The following is an 18,862-nucleotide window of genomic DNA, read 5'->3' on the forward strand; positions in this document are numbered from 1 at the left end:
CCGCCACCCGCTACCAGCTACCCGAAAATATACTGCTAATTCGGGTATCGGGAATCGGGAAACGGGGAGCGTCCGTCACTACCAACTAACAACTGACATAGGTCTCGGGTCGTGGCCGCCTCTCATCACCATAATAATTTCCCCTAAAATACTCACGGCTATTTCTGCCGGTGTTTCTGCTTTAATATCCAGACCGATGGGGGCATGGACAGCCTGCAGTCTTTCTGGGTCCACACCTTTTTGTTCAAGGTTCTTTTTGACCAGGGCCACCTTTCTTTGACTGCCAATCATGCCGATATAAGCGGCAGGAGAATGAATGACTTCCTCCAGGACCTGGGCATCGGCATCCTTTGTCACAATAACGATATAAGCATTGTGCGTAATCTTAACTTTCCTGATGGCCTCCACATAGGTTTCACCCCAAACACCACATACGCCCGGCGGCAGTTTCCCGGGAGCAAGAAGCTCCTCCCTATCATCAACTACTGAAACCTGCCAATCTAATGCATGAGCAAATTGGGCTAAGACTTGGCCAATATGCCCGGCTCCTGCAATGATCAGGTGAGGTGGTGGGGCAATGATTTCGATAGATACCTGGACCTGTCCCCCGCACTGCATATTCAAGCCGCCGCTTAACTCTTTGTTCAAGTCATATTCCAGCAGTTTGTTTTCCCGTTTGGCGATACTCTCTTTAGCTTCCTGAATAACCCGGGCTTCTAGGGGTCCACCCCCAATGGTGCCAAAAATGGAGCCATCCTGGCGTACCAGCATCTTGGCCCCTGACCCCCTGGGGGCCGATCCCTTTTGACTGGTAATGCGAGCTAAAGCAATAACCTCTCCCTGCTCCAGTAATTCAACGATCTTTTGGTATATCTTCATCATCCATCCACTCCTTACATAGGGAATTATAATCTTCTATGGTATCAATATCATAAAAGGGCTCATGTTTATCCCAGACCAGCGGAATCACCGCTTCAGGATGATTGCGGATTAGCCTCCTGCCTCCTTCATCACCGCAAAGCTGGAGTAATTCATCCCGCCAGTTACAACCGAAAAGCACAGGGCTATAATACTGCCCCCTAAAACTTGGCACAATGATAGCCCCAGGATTTTTCCTGGCAGCAAACTCTCGCGTCATGGCCTTTATTAAATCCAGTGTAATAAAGGGCTGATCTCCTAAAAGAAAGATAATCCCATCAACTGTGAGAGGAAGCTCCTGTAAAGCTCTGCGCAAGGATGTGCTCATACCCTGTTCATGGTTTGGATTATAAACAGCGGGAAACTTGTAGAGCTGGCAAATATTCCTTAGCAACATCTGAGGTTCACCTATAACGGCCACTTTTCCCCCCCAGGGAAGAGCACTGGCTGTGCGCAGGACATGACCCAGGATAGTATCATGACCAAAAGGCAAAAGAAGCTTCGGTTTTCCCATGCGCCTGGCCAAACCTGCCGCTAACACTGCCACTCCCAAGTTTTCCGTCATAAATGAAACACCTCGATTACGCGCATCTTTCCGCCGAATCCCTCTGTTAATATAAAGTGCTTAATGCCAACCTCGTTGGCAGTTGACAAATATTTCAGTATTTTCTCTCCAGAAGATACATTTGTCCGGCTCCCGCCGGTGAGAACCAGGGCTTTTTTCCCCGGGGTCCCTTTAAAAATTCCCTCTTTATGTCCGGCAAGAACAGCAATGTCTCTCACCTCTATGGTATCACCCAGGGATTTACCAAGTAAATGGGCAAGAATTTCCGGCCGGTGCACATACTGGGGAGTAAGATCACGGCCAAGGGCCCCCAGGTTAATCACACCCAGTGTCAGGTGGTTGGAAAGGGGAACCACTGGTTCATGAGGTGCCGGCGCTTTAATCAGTTTACGCCTGGCCCCATCCCCCTCTACAAAAATATGGGGAACCAATTGAGCTTGAAAAAACATGTCCAACCAGTGGGGTGGAACTCCGTCTACCTTGGTCCCGCGCCACCTGGTAAACCAGGAAGCAAAGCCGTGCCTGTCCAGCGATTTGCGAAGATATCGTACACCGCGTTCATAATCCCTGCACATCACGGGCCGGTGATTTTGCACCTGCCAGAAGAACATTTTCGTGGTTGTCGTAAGTAGAAAAGGGGCTTTTCTCTCACGCCACTCGGCGGCTAAAGAGAGGAGCAGGGAAGTTTTTCCCCCTGCCCCTACGGCAGTGATGATTCCCGCTTCCCATACCTTCAGGGCTTCAGAAAATTTCATTGGGGGATATCCTCCTTTAGTCGCGCAAGTTCCTCAGGAGTCAATTCCCGATATTCCCCGGGGGCTAAGCTTTCGTCCAGAGCAAGAGGACCCATCTTGATTCTTTTTAAGTATATAACCTCTTTACCCCGGACCTCAAACATTCTTTTTACCTGGTGATATTTTCCCTCATAGATAGTAAGTTCAATTTCTGACCGCACGCCTGCGTTGAGGATGGTAAGCTGGGCGGGAAGAGTATGATAGCCGTCATCGAGTACTACGCCTTCAGCAAAGGCACTTTGGTCCTCTGTGTCAACTGTACCCTTAATTAAAGCATAATAGGTCTTCGGTACGTGCCGGCGCGGTGAGGTTAGATGATGCCCCAACTTGCCGTCATTGGTAAGGAGCAGCAATCCCTCGGTATCTTTGTCCAAACGTCCCACAGGAAAAGGGGCAAAAATCTGGTGTTCCGGAGTTAATAGATCAAGTACGGTTTTCTCATATTCATCGGTGGTAGCCGAGAGGTAACCGCCAGGTTTATTCAGCATCAGGTAGATAAACTGTTTATAAATGACGGGCTCCCCTGCCACCATAATAGAACTTTCTTCCGGATTAATCTTGTGCGCAGGGTCTTTGATGATTTCCCCGTTCACACTGACCAAACCTTTTTTCATCATTTTTCTAATTTCTGTGCGCGTTCCTATGCCCATGTGGGCCAGGATTTTATCAAGGCGTAAATATTCTTTCACAATACACCCCTTACTCCAACAGGCGCCAGCCAGGTGGGTAATAGTTTTTCAGATACTCGCCCGTTTGTTTCCCCCAACCCAAGGGGAATTCCTCCAGGCAAACCAGGGTCCACCCTTTTTCGCCATCTACCAGCAGGGTTTCTCCTTTCAAATAGCGTTCCACCTCTTCATCCCCCAAGCTAAATGAGAGGGTCCTTTGGACATCGTTTTTATATAAGCCCATAGCCAGAGCCTGAGACGGCTCGAACCGTTTATTTTTCAGAACACCGATAAACCACCCGGGCCGTACCACCTTCAGTCCCTGCATGACAGGAAGGCCCTGGGGTATTCTATACACATACTGGCCCTGGAGCAAAAAAGGACCTGCTAAGGGGTGAGTCAAATTTTCTTCCATAAAAGCGTAAAGTGGCTCAAGATTTTTCTCTTCCCTGTAATGCACAGGTGAAAGGGGCTTACTTAATAGTTCTGTACTATCTTTCTCCAAAAGTGCCAGAAAGTGCCCTTCCCCCTTCACCCTATGGGGCCACAGCCTCCTGGCTTCTTTTACCAATCCTGCGGCATCATTTACCCATTCGGGTCTTCCCTGAGCCCAACCATGAGTCAGGGGAAGGGGTGCTATTTTAAAATCAGGACGTTTCGCCAGGAAATCGGCTATGACACCTTCATTTTCCTCAGGAGAGAAGGTACAGGTTGAATACAATAACCGTCCTCCGGGACTCAGCATGCTGGCGGCCAGTTCCAGGATATCCTTTTGTAAAAGGGCACAGTTTTCCACACTGTAGTTCTCCCAGCTCTTGATGGCCCTGGGGTCTTTCCTGAACATCCCTTCCCCTGAACAGGGAGCATCTACTAAAATTTTATCAAAATAGGAAGAGAACACACGGGCTAAGCGTTCAGGTGTCTCATTTGTCACCACAGCATTGGTGGCTCCCCAGTGCTCCATATTCCACACTAAGGCCTTGACTCTTTCGGCGTTATTATCATTGGTAACGAGAAGCCCCTGACCCTGTAGTTTGGCCGCAATCTGGGTGGACTTTCCACCGGGGGCGGCACAAAGGTCTAATACTTTTTCTCCCGGTTTGATGTCCAAACAGGCTACAGGGGCCATGGCGCTGGGTTCCTGCAAATAATAAAGCCCTGCCTGGTAATAGGGATGCTTGGCCGGTCTTTCCCCTGAAGGGTAATAATAGCCCTCTTCTACCCAGGGTATAGGTTCAAGCCTAAAGGAAACCCGCTTTTTTAATTCTGGGGCACTTATTTTAAGGGTGTTGACACGTAAACCCTGGTAAGGTTCCCCTTGCCAGGCCTGAAGAAGCTCCCGCCACTCTTCTTTTAACAAGTCCTGCATCCGTAACGCGAAGCTTTCCGGCAAACGCATGGTTTCACTCCTTTCACTCCCATTTTCAACTTGTCCGGGAGTGATGTCAAGCTTACTTTCGACTTCCGAAATCCGACTTCCGATTTTCGAATGAATGGGGCTATACTTTTTTTGATATTACGAAAAAAACGCCAGTGCTGGCGTTTTGCTCTTCCTAAGGAATTGATATAATTCCTTAGGAATCAGGGGTCTTAGGGGAAGGTATTCCCCTATGTTCAATGAGGAGGGTAACGGCGGAGCCTCATTGGGAACGCAGGGGTTCCCGTTGAAGAACAAAGCGCGCATTAGCGCCTTTGTTCATTCCGGTAAGACGATGGCTTCACAGCGGTAAATGGGCTGCCCCAAATTAACAAATCTCTCTTCATACTCGGTCATGACGTTACCGCTAAAGCCGCTGTTATGTAAATCAAAAGTAATATTGCGCAGGCGAAACCCCATTTCGGAAAATTCATTAAGAGAAAATTCAAAGAATCCCTGGTTATCCGTTTTCAGATGAATTTCCCCGGGCCTTTTCAAAACTTTTTTATAGATTTCCAGAAAGTGGCGGTGTGTGAGGCGCCTTTTACTGTGCCTTTTCTTAGGCCAGGGATCACTGAAATTCAAGTAGATACGGTCCACCTCGCCATCTTCGAAAATAAAAGGCAGATTTTCCACATCCATATGCAAAAAACGCAAATTAGGCAAGCACTGGGCAATGGCTTTTTTAGCAGCAATATAGAGAATATCGGGTACTTTTTCCACACCGAGATAATTAATTTCCGGATTTATTCCCGCCAAAGTCGTAATAAAAGTCCCTTTCCCCGTACCCAGTTCTACATGGAGGGGATTGGTGTTGCCAAAGACAGCATGCCAATTACCCTTATTTACTTCGGGATTAGGGATAACTAACTCCCGCATTTCCTGTAATTTGTTTTGTACGCCAGGTTTTTTCCGCAGCCGCATAGGTATTCCTCCCACAAGGACTCACATTAGATATTATATTTTTTCCTCATTTAGCGCAAGGGCCTAAATCCTGATTTTATCTAATGTCCTGTGAAGGCGTTCAAAAAGCAAACCTGCGATAAACCAGGCCGGGGCGTAATCCAGCCTGATCAAACCCCGGACATGAAAAGGAGTAGTCCCACTGTAATCCCAAGGACAGCTTCCCAGGATCATTCCCAGTAACCAGCCCGTACTATACTCAATGGCGAAAATAACTACCACCCACACCAGCCCCCTGATGTACCAGGGCCAAATACTAATTTCATCATGGAGTGGTTCCAGCAGTACCGCCAACCCATAAATGGGAAACATCCAAAGATAAGTAAACCCCGGAAGCTGCCAGTTACCTGAGAACAATGCCCCCATACCTGTCCAAAATATTTCTAAAGCCCAACCGATTATGCCATAAATTACAAAACGCATTATCATCATAACTTTAGTTTAAGTATTTTTGCAAAATTTATAGGAGCTAATCTCTGGTAAATCTGTCCTGCCACCATTAATTCCATAAAGTTATACTTTCAGAAATTGCAAAAAAAATTGCAAATTGCGGTTTTCCGTTGTATACTTGAATTGGTGATACCTGCTTTCTGCTTGAACGGTTAGTATTTCCATCTATTCTCTTTTCCCAGGGTTAGATTTGGAGGTCCCGACAAGTGAGCAGGCAAATCTAACACTAGGAGGAAGAGAACATGGATAAGACTCTGGTATGTAAAGACTGTGGTTCCGAATTTATTTTCAGCGAGCAAGAACAAGCTTTCTACGCTGAAAAAGGATTCCAGAACGAACCCGCTAGATGCCTGCCCTGCCGTAAAGCCCGCAAACAGCAAAGCGGAAACCGCGGTAATGCCGGTCGTAGTGGTGGGGATCGTCAGTACTACACTGTAAACTGCTCCAGCTGTGGTGCTGAAACTCAAGTACCTTTTAAGCCAACGGGTGTAAGACCTGTCTACTGCCGTGACTGCTACACAAATTCCAGATAACTCCAGATAACTAAATAAAAATAAGCCCCGCAAAAGCAGGGCTTATTTTATTATTTTTCCACCCATTTGAGCAAAACCTGACGCGCAATATTTTGGAAAGCAGGTGACTTTAGCATTTCCAATAAACTGTCAACCTGCTCCGCGTTCAATTGCTGGATTACGGCCGGACTTGCACCCGTGGCGATGATATTTTGTTCCCTGGTTTTAAGGTTATTTACAATATTTAAAATAGCATCCAGCTTATAGGTTCCTTCGTCTATCATATTACTAAGATAGCTGCACAAACCTTTCACTTGGTATAGCTGAGTGGTTAATGTCGATACCTCTTCCATAACCTTGGAATTTACGTTATTCTCCATTTCCTACACCTCCTATAAACTCGCATCTTATTGTATGTAAACCCCTTTCATAATGCTACAGAACAAAGGCACGTACGGAATTAACTATTTTTGTTGTTTTTTTTGTTTGCTAAAGTGATCCTTTCTAGTATTTAAAAAGACGCAAGCTTAACTTGCGTCTCAAACATTTTTCAGATATTAGTAGCCGTAACCACCAAAGAAACCAGGGAAGAGTAAGAGGATGAGAATTACCAGGAAGAGGATCGCAAAACCGCGTCCAAAAGGATAATAGCCATAGCCATGAGCAGCAGTGTCAGCCATTATTAAATACCTCCTTTAGCTTTTTTTCATTTTAACAGCCATAACCACCAAAGAAGCCAGGGAAGAGTAAGAGGATGAGGATTACCAGGAAGAGGATCGCAAAACCGCGTCCAAAAGGATAATAGCCATAGCCATGAGCAGCAGTGTCAGCCATTATTAAATACCTCCTTTTAATTTTACCGAAAGGAGTCATTTCCTCCTTATCTGCTTTCATTGTATGAAGTACAATTTTATGTGGTGACTGATTTTTTTATGACTAAAAATTTCGCAAATAAGAATTGTTAGTATACATAGGGATAAGGAAAGAAGATAGGCCGGAAAATGGCGCAAATGATAATAATCGCGAAAATCAACCAAATCAAGCCAAAGCCACCAAAGAACATTTCAGTTTGAGCATTTTCATTTACCATAAAAATACCTCCTTCACGTTTTTTTATTGGTTAATATTCTCTTGCCCTTCTGAAGGTTGAGGAATTTCTTCTTTTTTGACCTGGGATGAGGAAACTCCTATGCCGGGAAAAAACAGCAGGGCAAAAAGAACCATAAAGGCAATACCAAAAGTTTTTGCGTAACTCATTTTTACACCAAACAATGTAATTTCGTTGGGGTTCTTTTTTTCCTTATCTTCATTATCTTCATTCACTTCTTTGCTATCTTGGGGCAAATTCGTTTGTGTCTGCCTTTCCTCACTGATATGATGAAAAGAACTTTTCTCGTGATAGCCGGTCATCCACTTTTACCTCCCTACAGCTTCTTGAGGCGTTCCTGTAATCTATCCTATGTTTAAGCTTAATTACTGGTTACTTGTTTACACGATTTATCTTTACCCAGTTTCGATTGGTATGCTCTGCCTGTTTAGATACTTATCTCTTGGTAAAATAACTTCCAGTTTACCCTGGCTATATTTTGCTCTGCCCCCATATTTCTGGACTGCCACGGGCAAAGGAATTTTCTCCTGGATAACCCCGTCTACAATTAAGTGATTACCTTCCAGATAGATTTTTGTATTCGTTTTATCAGTAACCTGATTAACAGTAAAAGTCACAGCTACGGTGTCATTACTAATCTGTATTTCATGCGAGGATCCTGCAGGCCAATTCCCCAAGCCTACGGTACCGGCATCCTTTACTCCTCTGGATATAGGTTCAAGATAGGTGTTCATACTTTGGAGGAGTTTTTGTGTCCCGGCCAGAGTATCCTGCATCATGCGCTGGTACTGCTCCCAAAATTCCCTCATGGCAGGATGATTATTATACATCAACCCCACCTCCTTTCATTACAAGATATGAAACTGCACCCTAAAATGATAAAAAGTCGGTTATATTAACCGACTTTCGTTTCACTTTTTGACCAGCATATTAATTAAAAACTGCCGCATGGCGTTTTGCATGACTGGTGTCTGTAGGAGCTCCAGGAACTCATCCACAGTGTCCTTGGCCGTCTTCTGGGAAGCTACCTGGATTTGGGTCCGGTTAACTCTTCTTTCCTCATTGGCACGAATTATCTCTAAAATCTGCATAAAGCTATCCAGTTTAAAATTGATCTCGTCGAAGAGAAGCTTTATCGTAACTGCATGTCCCCGCAGGTTACTAAGGGTAGTTTCTACCTGGTCCAACTTGGCTACAAATTTTTCACTGACATGAAGCGGTGACATTTCCTGCTTTGGCTCATAAGAACTCTCTTTTTGTTGAGTATTATCTTCTATTGGAGGAAGGGTTACTTGTTCTTGTTTAATTTCGTCTCTAATAATCTTTAATTCCTCAGGCTCTCTTTCTGTGACCTTTTCCGATAACGCTTCCTCTGAAGTTTTATTTGGTTCAACTGGCTCCTCTTCCCTGGGATATCCTCCCATTGGCATCATATAAGGCCTGGACTGTACAGGTCGTGCCATAAAAGGTGGAAGAGGTCTAGGTCTTTCTGGCCGTCTCTCCCCATCAAATGTAAACCGCAAACTTGCCACCAACATCACCCTCTTACACTATTCACTGATGCATAATATGAAATTTCCTAAGAAAAAGTGTTTAACAAATTACAAGAACAAAATAGGAGGCACCAGCCTCCATAGTTTACTACTTCTTCATCCCCATATTGAGGAGAGTGGATAGATCCATATTATTCATTTTTAATGCTTTTTCCAAAAGAATCTGGGCTTTTACCTGTTCATCCGGGCTTAATTGTTTCCCCTCCTGGAACCTTGTGATAACGGTATAAGCTGCTTCCTTTTCTTCACCTTCCAGACCCAGGGACTGTACGAACACGTCCTTTTCCCCAGGACCCATTTTCTTGATGGTCTCTACAATTTGCGGTAGAGCAGACATGATCTGCAGCATTTGAGTCAAACTCATGGGTTTGGTCACCTTCCTTCTCACACCATTTTGTTTAAATTTATGTCTAAGTGGAGTATCTGGTGCATGACCTGTAATTCTTTTCATTTTGCTTTTTTATCCTTTGGTATAAAAACTTGGGCATTTTTGTACATTTTATATGTTATGATATAAAAGTATTAACCTTATCATCTTACGTGGAGGAGATCCCATGTCACGTCCATCGATTTTATCTAAATTTCTTTTTGCCCTCTTCCTCTCTTTCTTTAAAGTGGGGTGCTTTACCTTCGGCGGCGGTTTTGCCATGATTCCTGTCATTCAAAGGGAAGTTTGCGAAAACAAATGCTGGATGGAACAAGAGGAATTCATCGATATGATTGCCGTAACACAATCTGCTCCAGGCCCCGTCGCTGTAAATTCTTCCGTTTTCATAGGTTATAAGTTAGCGGGAATTCCGGGAGCAGTCACTGCTCTTTTAGGTACTGTCCTCCCTTCCTTCATAACTATTCTCTTGTTTGCCATCTTCATTGCCTCCCAAAGTGGAACCCAGTACATGACTAAGTTTTTTGAAGGCGTTCGCCCCGCTGTGGTAGCTCTGATTCTTGGTGCAGGGCTGGGCATGGGGAAAAAGAGCATTAAGGACCCCTTTAGTGTCATTTTAGGTCTTCTGGCTATTACTGCTCTCGTCTTATTCAAAATTCATCCCATTGTCCTTATCATATCCGGAGCCATAGCCGGAATCGCACGAAGTATTATTCTCTCCAAACGGAACAAGGAGGTCTCATAATGCTTTGGGAACTTTTTCTTACTTTCACCTTTATTGGCGCTTTCAGCTTTGGCGGAGGCTATGGTATGCTCCCATTAATCCAACAGGAAGTGGTGTATAATCATCAATGGCTGACCATCCAGCAGTTTACTGATATCCTGGCCGTTGCGGAAATGACTCCTGGCCCCGTAGCTGTAAACACTGCAACTTATGTGGGATACAAAATGGCGGGAGTTTTAGGTTCTGCCCTGGCTACTACAGGCGTTGTTTTACCTTCCTTTGTTTTAATCACCACTTTAGCCAGTATTGTGATTAAGAATAAGGATAACCCCCGCTTTCAGGGGGCCTTTCAAGGTCTTCGCCCTGTGGTCGTTGCCCTTGTCATCGGTGCCGCGATTCTGGTAGGTAAAGACACCATTGTTAATATAACCAGTGTTATCCTGGCTTTAATTGCTCTAGGACTAATGGAATATACAAAGCTGCACCCTATCTTTATCCTTCTGGCCTTTGGGGTCCTTGGTATCATTATTTACTAGGAGAATAACATCGCAAAAATCGAGTAGGAGGGGGCGATAAACCCCCGCCTCTCACACCACCTGGCATGCGGGTCCGCACTAGGCGGTTTCTAAAGATTGACGAATTTGGACTGTACTCGGTTTGCTGGACACATTGCTATGCACCGCACAAGACTCGGTACATGACTGTTGGTTAAACTTTATCATGGTAACCATTTCAGGTTACTTGTTACTCATGCGCTTTCAAGGCGCAACACGATGTACACCCTTGCCGTCAGCTAACGGTAGGCACTCGCCAGCCCCCGTTCGGGACTTTCACCCTAGAGATGACGCCCATGCTGGGCGTACAGGAAAAATAAACCATTAGCCATCGCTAATGGTTTTTTTGAAAGGATTTTGCTCAACAAATAGCTCTGAAACGAATACAAGATCAATCCCTTGTTCTTCTAAGAGCGGCAGTGTATCAGCCAACGCTTTGGCTGTGTTTAATCCTTGAGGTCCTACATGGCCAATGCCAATGGCGTAGCCATTTAACTGGGCCAATTGACCTAATTTTAAAATCTCTCTCTTTATAGAAGCATAATCATACTGATTATCTAAAAACAGCGTGCGTTCTGTATATGGCACTCCTACCTCCCCGGCAATATCTCTGCAGACTGTTTTTTCCGAAGTACGGCTGTCAACATAAAACAGGTAGTTTTCTTTTAAAAATTCCATAACAGGCAGCATAAGTTCCCTTTTTTGGGTAACCAGGGAACCCATGTGGTTGTTTAAACCTACAGCATTAGGAATTTGATCCAGGGCTTTCCTGAGGTTCAGGGTGATTTCCTGCCTTGACATCTTATTCTTGATGGCACCGGGCCCTAACCAATTACTGTTCCCATACTCCGGCTCCATAGGCATGTGAATCAATACTTCAAACCCATTTTTCTCAGCCCTTAAAGCGTGTTCCACAGTTTTCTCCATATTGGGCATAACGGCTAAGGTTAACGGGTACTTGTGCAGGGCCATAATTTCCTCAACACCTTTGTTGTAAGGATGTCCAAGGTCATCAATAATGATAGCCACCTTGGGTTTTTGTATGGCTATGACATCAGTGACCGAAGGAGATTCCAGTCTTAATGTGCAATCTTTAAAATAGTCGATCAAACCTCGGCTTATGGCAAGAGCCAGTGCTTCCTGGTAACTTTCCTGTACCAGTAACTCTTTCTCTTTACTATTTGACAAATAGCCCATCTCGACGATGACTGAAGGCATGGAAGCATTCTTCAGAAGAAAATAGTTTCCTGGCTTAGGAATTCGCTTCGTCATATCGGGGATACTGCGCAAATGTTTTTGAATATTTTGGGCAAGGAGAACACTGTCAGGTTCAGCAGGATTATAAAAGGTTTCAGCACCGGCATATGACCGTTTCCTGGTAGCATTAACGTGAAGGGATACAAATACATCGGCTTTACCCTCTTCTGCAATGCTGATGCGGGTTGTAAGGTCACAACGTTTTTTGGTCATATCCCCTCTTAGAGCTTTTGGTAAGACGTAATCTTTATCCGACTCCCGGGACATTATGACCTCTGCACCAGCTTTCGTTAATATCTCCCTGGTTTTGGAAGCAACTTTAAGGTTAATGTCCTCCTCGTAAATACCTAAACGCGGATCATTACATCCCGGGTCTTCACCACCATGCCCCGGGTCCAGAAAAACTTTTTTGTTAATGATACAAATGGGTGCCATGAGTTCGCCAAATGTGGTTGTTATGGGCTTATATTCAGTATATGTGAGGATAAGAGTTAAAAAACTCAGAATGAACAAGTATAGTACCCGTTTTTTTATAACCAGTAATCTGAGTTTTTTCATGGAACACCTTCTTTATTAAAGAAACGCATATAAAAGTTTTAATCAATATTTATTTATCCAGGATAAATTTATGTTAGTTTTCAAACTTAATTTAAAAAACCAGGATAAAATCATTTCTCTCTTAATAAAGAGGGTATTCCCGTTTGGAAGGCCGGACATATTGCAACGTCATGCTTTTGCCGCTACCGGACGGCCCAAACAGGGCTACAACCCGATTGTTGGCTTGAAAGGAATATGCAAATAAAAAACCCGCTAAGTTCTCTTTTATGTTTACTTCAAGCATCCTCTCTAACCTCACGAGAATAAGTTATACCTTTACCCTGTCCTGATATGATTTCCATTGGTTAAGAACAAAGATCATCCCCAGGGAAATACCCATAATTACCAGCATATAAAACAAGGCCTTAGAAGTATCACCAGCTTCCACAGCAAAATAAATGGCTACGGGTGCAGTTTGGGTCTTGCCTGGGAGATTACCTGCCAACATTAAGGTAGCTCCGAACTCTCCCAGTGCCCTGGCAAAGGAAAGAATTGTTCCTGCCGCAATACCCGGCCACACCAGAGGTACAGTAATACGCCAGAAGATAGTCCATTCACTGGCCCCTAAAGTCCGGGCAGCGTTTTCAAGGTTGGGGTCGACCTGCTCAAAAGCTCCCCTGGCTGTCTGGTACATGATGGGAAAAGCAACAACCGCAGCAGCAATCACTGTTGCCTGCCAGGAAAAAATAATGGTTTTCCCCAGTTTTAATAAAACACTTCCAATAGGACCATTCTTCCCAAATATCAACAAAAGAATAAACCCGACTACAGTAGGGGGGAGGACAAGAGGGGCAATGAATAACCCATCGAGGATGCTTTTTAGCCCCCCTTTATACCCAGCCATCCAGCGGGCAGTCGCTATCCCCAGGAAAAATGTGATTACAGTGGCTGTTGAGGCAGTTTTAGCAGAAATCCATAAAGGAGACAAGTCTAAGCTAGCCATTCTAAAACCCCTTTAATGATTTATTTAGTCTTGACAGTAAAACCGTATTTTTCAAAGACAGCCTTTGCTTTATCACTTGCTAAGAAGCTAATAAAACTTTGAGCTTGCTCCATATTCTTACTACTTTTAATTGCCGCTATAGGATAAACAACAGGAGCATGAGACTTCTCGGGAGCAACAGCCGCTATCTGCACCTTGTGAGAGATTTTGGCATCTGTTTGATAAACAATACCTGCCTCCACGTTTCCAGTCTCAACATAAGTCAAAACCTGACGTACATCCTTGGCTAAGACTAGTTTCGATGCTATCTGGTTCCAGATACCAAGGGAGGTTAAGGCATCCTGGGCGTATTTCCCAGCAGGGACAGACTCCGGAGCACCGATAGCAATTTTCTGCACTTCTTTTTTCCCAAGGTCCTCAAAAGAAGTTATGAGCCGTCTATCCTTAGGAGTAACCAAAACAACCTTGTTTTCCAGAAGATCTTTTCTCGTGTCTTTGACAATTAAATCTTTCTTTTGTAGTTCGTCCATCTGTTTAGGGGCTGCTGAAATAAAAATATCAGCGGGAGCCCCTTGTTCTATTTGCTGTTGTAAAGCACCCGATGCACCAAAGTTATATGTAATTTCCACTTTTGAGTTTTCTTTGGCATAAATTTCTTTGATTTCTTCCATCGTATCCTTTAGACTGGCAGCAGCGGACACCGTTAATGCTCCTGGCTTTGTTGCTTTCGCAGTACAACCAACACCAAAGATAAATGTGCTAAAGATAAGTGCAAGTAAGGCTAAAACAGACACAACTTTTTTCATAAGTACCATCTCCTCATTAATTAACTAAAATGCTTGGCAAATAATTGTTGTAAAGCTTGGTCAGCCTCTTCCATAAAAGAGCTGTATTTTCTCAGCATGTTTTTTCCTTCTTCGGTTAAGTAAGAACCGCCCCCTGACATACCACCCGTTTCTCGATGAATTAAGGCCATGCCCAGTCTCTCTTCCACCATATTTATGATTTTCCAAGCCTTACTATAGGAGATGTTTAATTCTTTTGCAGCTTTATTCAGTGAACCAAAAACTTCAACATGCTTAAGAATCTCATAGGGGCCAGTGCCAAAGGCTTTCCCCTCGTCCACCTCAAGCCAAAGCTTGTACCTAAGTTTCATATAACTACCTCTCATTATTTTCATATAAACATAACGATGTCTAAAAAAAATAGCCCATTTGATGGCAGAAAAATAAAATCCAATTCTAGACAATAGTAATTATATTACATGAAAAGATTATGAACAACAGTTATTAAGTTATAATGGTTAGGAAGTTCTTTACAAGAAACTCTATGCCCTTCACAGGATTAGGCACTTTAACCCCTAAGACTTGTAGAAGGCTCAGTATGAAAGCCCCTAGTAAGAACATCAAAAAAACTATAAGTTCCCGCCAATATTTCTTTTGTATAAGGCCCGGCACTTCAAATAGGGCAATGCCTACAAAAGCTGCGATCAACAAGACAATCACTTCTATGCTCCTTTCGCTTTTTTTGGTACCTCCCGTATCATAGCAATAATTAGTGAAAGAAGAGGTAGTCCAACTTCAAAGGGAAGACTGTAAAAAGGATAGATATTAAAGGCAAAAAACATATTTTCTATATTACTGTCAAACTGCAAGATACTCAGGCTGACCATCATAGCGCCAATAGGAAATACCAGGGGCAGATAGGAACGTAAATTTAATAATTGGGCCATACCCAGTACCGTTCCATAATAGAGGACGGAAATTTTCAAGAACCCCATAGCTAACAGGTTAACAGCCACTACAATTTCCAGCCTGGTTATTACTTTTCCTACTTCAATTAAGCGTACTGTTTGATAAGAAGGATAAACAGAAATGTTTTTGGTAATTCCCAGGACAGCTGTATCTCGTACTGCAGCTATTACCAGGAGTATACCGGCAATGATTAAAGCCATTATGGTAGATGTCTTGGCCTGTTTTACCTTATTTAAAAAGGCCATTACCATAAGAAAGGCCACTGTTTCACCAAAGGGAAAAGTAGCTGCAGCATGGCTGGCCTTTAAAAATTCCTTTAAAGGAAGGTCGAAAACAGGTAAAAAATTGACAAACTCCATGTCTTTCAGGAGTAAAATTGTCGTACCTAAGATCATAAAAGCTGTGAAGGATATTAATATTAAACTGCACCGGCTTATTACTTCTATCCCGTTTCGTACCGCCGAGGCACAGATTAAGGCAACAAGGATTATAAATACCACCATAGGAGTTTCCGGGTAGATTATAGCAGTAAAAAAATCCCCAAAGTTGCGCAAAACTAAACTAGCCAGGTGGAAGAAAAACCATAAGTAACTTAAAGAAATTACCTTACCTAAATAGGGGCCGTAAATGATATCATTAAATTGGACTAAGGTCTTACCGGGGAACCTCATAGCCAGGGTTGTAAAAACTAGCGCAAAGACCAGGCCTTCGCCCAGGCCCGCTAAAATGGCCAGCCAGGCATCATGTTTGGCTGCTTGACCGGGGCTCAAGATTACGGAGGAACCCAGAGTAAACCCTGTGATTAAAAAGGTTAACTGGGACCTGGATATTTTACCTCCTTCAAGCTTCATCATTAAGACCCACCTATTCCGGTTTAGCTGGTTTTGTCGTTATGCCTGATTTGCGCAATTTAGCATTTACTATTACCGTTACTTCAATGTCCGGGAAAAAATCATCCCAGTGGTCTTCTATATCTTTCCACAGCTTAGGATATTTTCTGTGTACAGCCTCACCAAAGCCAAAAATATCCGTGTTAAGTTCCTGCGCTTTTTTTAAGGCGGCCTTCACTTCACTGCGAATAGCGGCAGCCTGTTTCCTTTCCAGGTTCATCCATGCTGACAGTGATGTTAAATCTTCAGAGCACATTTGGCTGCCTAAATTTCCTTCTTCATCAACTTTTACCGTAATATGTATTTTATTATCCTTTATTTCCGGGATAATTTTACTGCGGGCCCGGATAATTTCCAAGCTTGCTTTGCCTTTACCGCCAGGACATTCCACAACAATAATACCGCTTTTTATTTCATTGATGACCCAGAGAAGGCCCCGGGTCTCTGTCTTGTCAAGATAACCCACCAATTTGTCTCTTTTGAAAACTGCCGTTCCTGTAAGAATGGCTGTTTTTTCTTTTCCCTGGCCTGAGACCTCAATAAGCGAGGCTACCGGTGCCGTGGTTTTACTCATCAAACGGGTCAAAAACTCGTGCATCTTCACAGCACTTGCTTCCGATGTGGCGGCCCGGGCTTCGATTAAATGGGAAATACTGATGGCAGGTACTTTTTCTAATTCTGCTTTTGTTTCTAAAATTTCACTTGCTGTACCTTTGGTAACTAAAATCCAAATCAGGCGACGGGGCTCGGGGTCACGGTCAAGAAAATCGAGATATTCTTGCACTCCTTCTTTAGCGACATCCTGGCTAAATATAACAATTTCATTATGCGGAAAAAATAACTTACGACTTGACTGGTGGGTAATTGCCCTTATTGTATCGAAGATGGTATCTCCTGTGGCCGATACATTCCAGTAAGGTTTTTGTCCATCACCGCCTCCTCCACTACCACCCCCTGCTTGAGGGACTTTCATCTCCCCCGGTTTAATGATTTGGGCTGTTATGCGAATTTTACCGGGTTCCTCAGCTTTATCAAGTGCTAGACCAGAGACAATGGCTAAAGTATTTAACTCCCGGCGGTTCCAACAGCCGCCTATAATCAGTATTATAAGCAATAAAACCAATATTTTGCTAAGTAAACTACCAGGTTTTATCATAGAACACCTCAAGACAAAATTTCCGTGTAGGCCTGTAATGGGCAACCAGTTACTCATCTTTTTTGGGAGGATGGGGCATTAACCCCCATTCTTGCCGTTGGTAATCATGCCAGCCAATGGTACGGGGACGGGTGAGCATGGCCCACATAGGTACTCTAAAAAATACGTCTTTCACGTCGCCAAGACTTAAGGGAGCCAAAGGTGAGAAATAGGGAGTGCCAAAAGACCTTAAAGCACACAGGTGGATTAAAACACCCATTAATCCAATCATAATGCCGAAGGCACCCAGGAATCCGGCCAAAACGGTAAAGATTAGGCGAAGGAGAGCGGCCACATCAGACTGGGAAGGAACCACAAAGGAAGCTATAGCTGTTAAAGCTATGACAATAACCATGGGGGCACCAATAAGCCCGGCTGATACAGCGGCCTCACCGATTACCAAAGCCCCTACGATGCTTATGGCTGAACCAACAGGGCGTGGTAAACGGACGCCCGCTTCTCGCAGGATCTCAAATACTGTTCCCATAATAAGGGCTTCTGCTACTGCAGGAAAAGGAGTACCTTCCCTGGCCGCTGCCATGGTGATTAATAAGGGTGTGGGGATTAATTCCTGGTGAAAGGTTGTTAAAGCTACATATACTGCTGGGGCTGTGATAGTTATAAAAAAAGCCAGGAATCTCAGCATTCTAACAATGCTTGCATAATAAGGACGAGAATAGTAATCTTCCGCGGTTTGAAAGCTTTCGATAAAAACCATCGGTACAGTTAGCACCATAGGAGTACCGTCAACCAGGATGGCCACCCTCCCTTCCAGTAGTTTTGCCGCAATAACATCAGGTTTCTCACTGTTAGCAACTGTCGGAAAGGGAGAAAAAGGGGCATCTTCAATAAATTGTTCAATATAACCGGACTCCAGGATGGCATCCGTCTTAATCCTCTTTAAGCGGCCCTTCACTTCCTCTACAAGCCGCGGATTTACTACCCCCTTTAAATAGGCAATACAAACATTGGTTTTGGTTTTTTCACCTAATTGCAGCGTTTCAATAATAAAATTAGGGTTGCGAATTTTGCGCCGTAACAGGGTTGTATTGGAACGTAAGGTTTCGGTGAAGCCTTCCCGGGGTCCTCTTACCACGGCTTCAGTCTTAGGTTCTTCTACGCTGCGGGATTCCCAGCCTTTGGTACTAATAACCAGAGCTTCGTGGAAACCATCTATCAACAAAATAGTATCTCCGTATAAACAGTCATTAACCGCTTCATCTAGAGAAATAACTTTTTTAACCTCTCCCACGGAAAGCATTGTTGTTCGGATAATTTCAATATTAATTGTTACCGATAATTCTTGGGGACTGAACAAGTGGCTGTCGTACATCAAAGGCTTAATGATACTTTCATTAATTATAGCTTTATCTGTCATGCCATCCAGAAAGATAAGAGCGGCATTAATCTTTTCTTCGTAACCAAAACTGAATTCGCGTATAATAACATCACTACTCGTACCTAAAATGTTTCGTAAAACTTTTAGGTTCTGTTTAAGGTCACGGGAAATGTTAGCTTGAGATAGTTTTGAGGAAGTACCGTCCTGTTCATGATAATTTGCGTTAAACATTTGCCAAAAATGAAGTTTTTTAAATATATGACGAAACATAACGCT

25 protein-coding genes are annotated in these 18,862 nt (G+C 43.8%); 3 read left to right on the forward strand and 22 right to left on the reverse strand.

Features of this window, described 5'->3' with window-relative positions:
• Positions 1–78: 78 nt before the first annotated feature.
• From BR63_RS09310 to BR63_RS09340, 7 genes are all read right to left on the reverse strand, one after another.
• Positions 79–882, reverse strand: coding sequence for an XdhC family protein (locus BR63_RS09310; RefSeq protein ID WP_081908138.1), 804 nt, complete (start codon positions 880–882; stop codon positions 79–81).
• Positions 854–1,483 carry a nucleotidyltransferase family protein gene (locus BR63_RS09315; RefSeq protein WP_034422039.1) on the reverse strand — a complete coding sequence of 210 codons (630 nt, stop codon included), beginning with the start codon at positions 1,481–1,483 and terminating at the stop codon, positions 854–856. The genes BR63_RS09310 and BR63_RS09315 overlap by 29 nt, the downstream gene beginning before the upstream one ends.
• Positions 1,480–2,238 (reverse strand): selenium cofactor biosynthesis protein YqeC, encoded by a 759-nt coding sequence (gene yqeC / locus BR63_RS09320; RefSeq protein WP_034422040.1) that lies wholly within the window; start codon positions 2,236–2,238, stop codon positions 1,480–1,482. The genes BR63_RS09315 and yqeC overlap by 4 nt, the downstream gene beginning before the upstream one ends.
• Entirely contained in the window at positions 2,235–2,966 is a 732-nt protein-coding gene (locus tag BR63_RS09325; RefSeq protein ID WP_207724785.1) for a pseudouridine synthase, read from the reverse strand. The genes yqeC and BR63_RS09325 overlap by 4 nt, the downstream gene beginning before the upstream one ends.
• A 10-nt stretch (positions 2,967–2,976) precedes the next feature.
• On the reverse strand, positions 2,977–4,344 hold the full coding sequence (locus BR63_RS09330; protein ID WP_034422042.1) for an RsmB/NOP family class I SAM-dependent RNA methyltransferase: 1,368 nt from the start codon (positions 4,342–4,344) through the stop codon (positions 2,977–2,979).
• Between the two features lie 297 nt (positions 4,345–4,641).
• On the reverse strand, positions 4,642–5,286 hold the full coding sequence (gene trmB, locus BR63_RS09335; protein ID WP_034422044.1) for a tRNA (guanosine(46)-N7)-methyltransferase TrmB: 645 nt from the start codon (positions 5,284–5,286) through the stop codon (positions 4,642–4,644).
• A gap of 63 nt (positions 5,287–5,349) precedes the next feature.
• Entirely contained in the window at positions 5,350–5,748 is a 399-nt protein-coding gene (locus BR63_RS09340) for a putative ABC transporter permease (RefSeq protein ID WP_338056053.1), read from the reverse strand.
• Between the two features lie 269 nt (positions 5,749–6,017).
• On the opposite strand from BR63_RS09340, the gene BR63_RS09345 reads away from it, so the two are divergent.
• Entirely contained in the window at positions 6,018–6,308 is a 291-nt protein-coding gene (locus BR63_RS09345) for a zinc-ribbon domain containing protein (RefSeq protein ID WP_034422047.1), read from the forward strand.
• Between the two features lie 50 nt (positions 6,309–6,358).
• Here BR63_RS09345 and BR63_RS09350 read toward each other — a convergent pair whose 3' ends face one another.
• The 8 genes from BR63_RS09350 to BR63_RS09370 form a co-directional block, all read right to left on the reverse strand.
• Entirely contained in the window at positions 6,359–6,667 is a 309-nt protein-coding gene (locus tag BR63_RS09350) for a hypothetical protein (protein WP_034422049.1), read from the reverse strand.
• Positions 6,668–6,844: 177 nt separating this feature from the next.
• On the reverse strand, positions 6,845–6,967 hold the full coding sequence (locus BR63_RS19755) for a hypothetical protein (RefSeq protein WP_276568972.1): 123 nt from the start codon (positions 6,965–6,967) through the stop codon (positions 6,845–6,847).
• A gap of 31 nt (positions 6,968–6,998) precedes the next feature.
• The gene (locus tag BR63_RS19760; RefSeq protein ID WP_276568973.1) at positions 6,999–7,121 is read right to left on the reverse strand and encodes a hypothetical protein; all 123 of its coding nucleotides are present in this window, start codon (positions 7,119–7,121) and stop codon (positions 6,999–7,001) included.
• A 127-nt stretch (positions 7,122–7,248) separates the two neighbouring features.
• A complete protein-coding gene (locus tag BR63_RS19765; protein WP_276568974.1) occupies positions 7,249–7,377 on the reverse strand; it encodes a hypothetical protein in 129 nt (42 codons plus the stop codon).
• A gap of 23 nt (positions 7,378–7,400) precedes the next feature.
• Positions 7,401–7,697, reverse strand: coding sequence for a hypothetical protein (locus tag BR63_RS09355; RefSeq protein WP_034422051.1), 297 nt, complete (start codon positions 7,695–7,697; stop codon positions 7,401–7,403).
• A 93-nt stretch (positions 7,698–7,790) separates the two neighbouring features.
• On the reverse strand, positions 7,791–8,225 hold the full coding sequence (locus BR63_RS09360) for an Hsp20/alpha crystallin family protein (RefSeq protein WP_034422052.1): 435 nt from the start codon (positions 8,223–8,225) through the stop codon (positions 7,791–7,793).
• Positions 8,226–8,306: 81 nt separating this feature from the next.
• Complete coding sequence (locus tag BR63_RS09365; protein ID WP_153802074.1) at positions 8,307–8,918, reverse strand: hypothetical protein; 612 nt, start codon at positions 8,916–8,918, stop codon at positions 8,307–8,309.
• Between the two features lie 118 nt (positions 8,919–9,036).
• A complete protein-coding gene (locus BR63_RS09370; RefSeq protein ID WP_034422056.1) occupies positions 9,037–9,312 on the reverse strand; it encodes a hypothetical protein in 276 nt (91 codons plus the stop codon).
• 190 nt (positions 9,313–9,502) lie between these two features.
• Here BR63_RS09370 and BR63_RS09375 point away from each other — a divergent pair, with 190 nt between their 5' ends.
• Positions 9,503–10,078 (forward strand): chromate transporter, encoded by a 576-nt coding sequence (locus BR63_RS09375; RefSeq protein ID WP_034422058.1) that lies wholly within the window; start codon positions 9,503–9,505, stop codon positions 10,076–10,078.
• Entirely contained in the window at positions 10,078–10,593 is a 516-nt protein-coding gene (locus tag BR63_RS09380; RefSeq protein WP_034422060.1) for a chromate transporter, read from the forward strand. The genes BR63_RS09375 and BR63_RS09380 overlap by 1 nt, the downstream gene beginning before the upstream one ends.
• 342 nt (positions 10,594–10,935) lie before the next feature.
• Here the strand turns inward: BR63_RS09380 and BR63_RS09385 are convergent, their stop codons facing one another.
• The 7 genes from BR63_RS09385 to BR63_RS09415 all read right to left on the reverse strand — a co-directional run bounded on the left by BR63_RS09385 (position 10,936) and on the right by BR63_RS09415 (position 18,856).
• Positions 10,936–12,426: a divergent polysaccharide deacetylase family protein gene (locus BR63_RS09385; protein ID WP_051965696.1), complete on the reverse strand. Its 1,491-nt coding sequence runs from the start codon at positions 12,424–12,426 to the stop codon at positions 10,936–10,938.
• A gap of 307 nt (positions 12,427–12,733) precedes the next feature.
• Positions 12,734–13,408, reverse strand: coding sequence for a molybdate ABC transporter permease subunit (modB, locus tag BR63_RS09390; protein WP_034422061.1), 675 nt, complete (start codon positions 13,406–13,408; stop codon positions 12,734–12,736).
• A gap of 20 nt (positions 13,409–13,428) precedes the next feature.
• Positions 13,429–14,214, reverse strand: coding sequence for a molybdate ABC transporter substrate-binding protein (modA, locus tag BR63_RS09395; RefSeq protein WP_034422063.1), 786 nt, complete (start codon positions 14,212–14,214; stop codon positions 13,429–13,431).
• A gap of 20 nt (positions 14,215–14,234) precedes the next feature.
• A complete protein-coding gene (locus BR63_RS09400) occupies positions 14,235–14,564 on the reverse strand; it encodes a winged helix-turn-helix domain-containing protein (protein WP_034422064.1) in 330 nt (109 codons plus the stop codon).
• Between the two features lie 351 nt (positions 14,565–14,915).
• A complete protein-coding gene (locus tag BR63_RS09405; protein ID WP_153802075.1) occupies positions 14,916–16,016 on the reverse strand; it encodes a GerAB/ArcD/ProY family transporter in 1,101 nt (366 codons plus the stop codon).
• A 10-nt stretch (positions 16,017–16,026) separates the two neighbouring features.
• On the reverse strand, positions 16,027–17,208 hold the full coding sequence (locus BR63_RS09410; protein WP_034422068.1) for a Ger(x)C family spore germination protein: 1,182 nt from the start codon (positions 17,206–17,208) through the stop codon (positions 16,027–16,029).
• A gap of 49 nt (positions 17,209–17,257) precedes the next feature.
• Positions 17,258–18,856 carry a spore germination protein gene (locus BR63_RS09415; RefSeq protein ID WP_034422070.1) on the reverse strand — a complete coding sequence of 533 codons (1,599 nt, stop codon included), beginning with the start codon at positions 18,854–18,856 and terminating at the stop codon, positions 17,258–17,260.
• Positions 18,857–18,862 lie beyond the last annotated feature (6 nt).

The sequence above is a fragment of the Thermanaerosceptrum fracticalcis genome, assembly GCF_000746025.2.
In the GTDB taxonomy this organism is placed as follows: Bacteria; Bacillota; Peptococcia; order DRI-13; family DRI-13; genus Thermanaerosceptrum; species Thermanaerosceptrum fracticalcis.

Coding starts and splice junctions, on each gene's coding strand:
- BR63_RS09410 (WP_034422068.1), bottom strand. CDS start 17,208: ATGATAAAACCTGGTAGTTTACTTAGCAAAATATTGGTTTTATTGCTT.
- modB (WP_034422061.1), bottom strand. CDS start 13,408: ATGGCTAGCTTAGACTTGTCTCCTTTATGGATTTCTGCTAAAACTGCC.
- BR63_RS19760 (WP_276568973.1), bottom strand. CDS start 7,121: ATGGCTGACACTGCTGCTCATGGCTATGGCTATTATCCTTTTGGACGC.
- BR63_RS09380 (WP_034422060.1), top strand. CDS start 10,078: ATGCTTTGGGAACTTTTTCTTACTTTCACCTTTATTGGCGCTTTCAGC.
- BR63_RS09405 (WP_153802075.1), bottom strand. CDS start 16,016: ATGATGAAGCTTGAAGGAGGTAAAATATCCAGGTCCCAGTTAACCTTT.
- yqeC (WP_034422040.1), bottom strand. CDS start 2,238: ATGAAATTTTCTGAAGCCCTGAAGGTATGGGAAGCGGGAATCATCACT.
- BR63_RS09345 (WP_034422047.1), top strand. CDS start 6,018: ATGGATAAGACTCTGGTATGTAAAGACTGTGGTTCCGAATTTATTTTC.
- BR63_RS19765 (WP_276568974.1), bottom strand. CDS start 7,377: ATGGTAAATGAAAATGCTCAAACTGAAATGTTCTTTGGTGGCTTTGGC.
- BR63_RS09315 (WP_034422039.1), bottom strand. CDS start 1,483: ATGACGGAAAACTTGGGAGTGGCAGTGTTAGCGGCAGGTTTGGCCAGG.
- BR63_RS09400 (WP_034422064.1), bottom strand. CDS start 14,564: ATGAAACTTAGGTACAAGCTTTGGCTTGAGGTGGACGAGGGGAAAGCC.
- BR63_RS09355 (WP_034422051.1), bottom strand. CDS start 7,697: ATGACCGGCTATCACGAGAAAAGTTCTTTTCATCATATCAGTGAGGAA.
- modA (WP_034422063.1), bottom strand. CDS start 14,214: ATGAAAAAAGTTGTGTCTGTTTTAGCCTTACTTGCACTTATCTTTAGC.
- BR63_RS09330 (WP_034422042.1), bottom strand. CDS start 4,344: ATGCGTTTGCCGGAAAGCTTCGCGTTACGGATGCAGGACTTGTTAAAA.
- BR63_RS09310 (WP_081908138.1), bottom strand. CDS start 882: ATGATGAAGATATACCAAAAGATCGTTGAATTACTGGAGCAGGGAGAG.
- BR63_RS09360 (WP_034422052.1), bottom strand. CDS start 8,225: ATGTATAATAATCATCCTGCCATGAGGGAATTTTGGGAGCAGTACCAG.
- BR63_RS09375 (WP_034422058.1), top strand. CDS start 9,503: ATGTCACGTCCATCGATTTTATCTAAATTTCTTTTTGCCCTCTTCCTC.
- BR63_RS09385 (WP_051965696.1), bottom strand. CDS start 12,426: ATGAAAAAACTCAGATTACTGGTTATAAAAAAACGGGTACTATACTTG.
- BR63_RS09340 (WP_338056053.1), bottom strand. CDS start 5,748: ATGCGTTTTGTAATTTATGGCATAATCGGTTGGGCTTTAGAAATATTT.
- BR63_RS09350 (WP_034422049.1), bottom strand. CDS start 6,667: ATGGAGAATAACGTAAATTCCAAGGTTATGGAAGAGGTATCGACATTA.
- BR63_RS19755 (WP_276568972.1), bottom strand. CDS start 6,967: ATGGCTGACACTGCTGCTCATGGCTATGGCTATTATCCTTTTGGACGC.
- BR63_RS09415 (WP_034422070.1), bottom strand. CDS start 18,856: ATGTTTCGTCATATATTTAAAAAACTTCATTTTTGGCAAATGTTTAAC.
- trmB (WP_034422044.1), bottom strand. CDS start 5,286: ATGCGGCTGCGGAAAAAACCTGGCGTACAAAACAAATTACAGGAAATG.
- BR63_RS09370 (WP_034422056.1), bottom strand. CDS start 9,312: ATGAGTTTGACTCAAATGCTGCAGATCATGTCTGCTCTACCGCAAATT.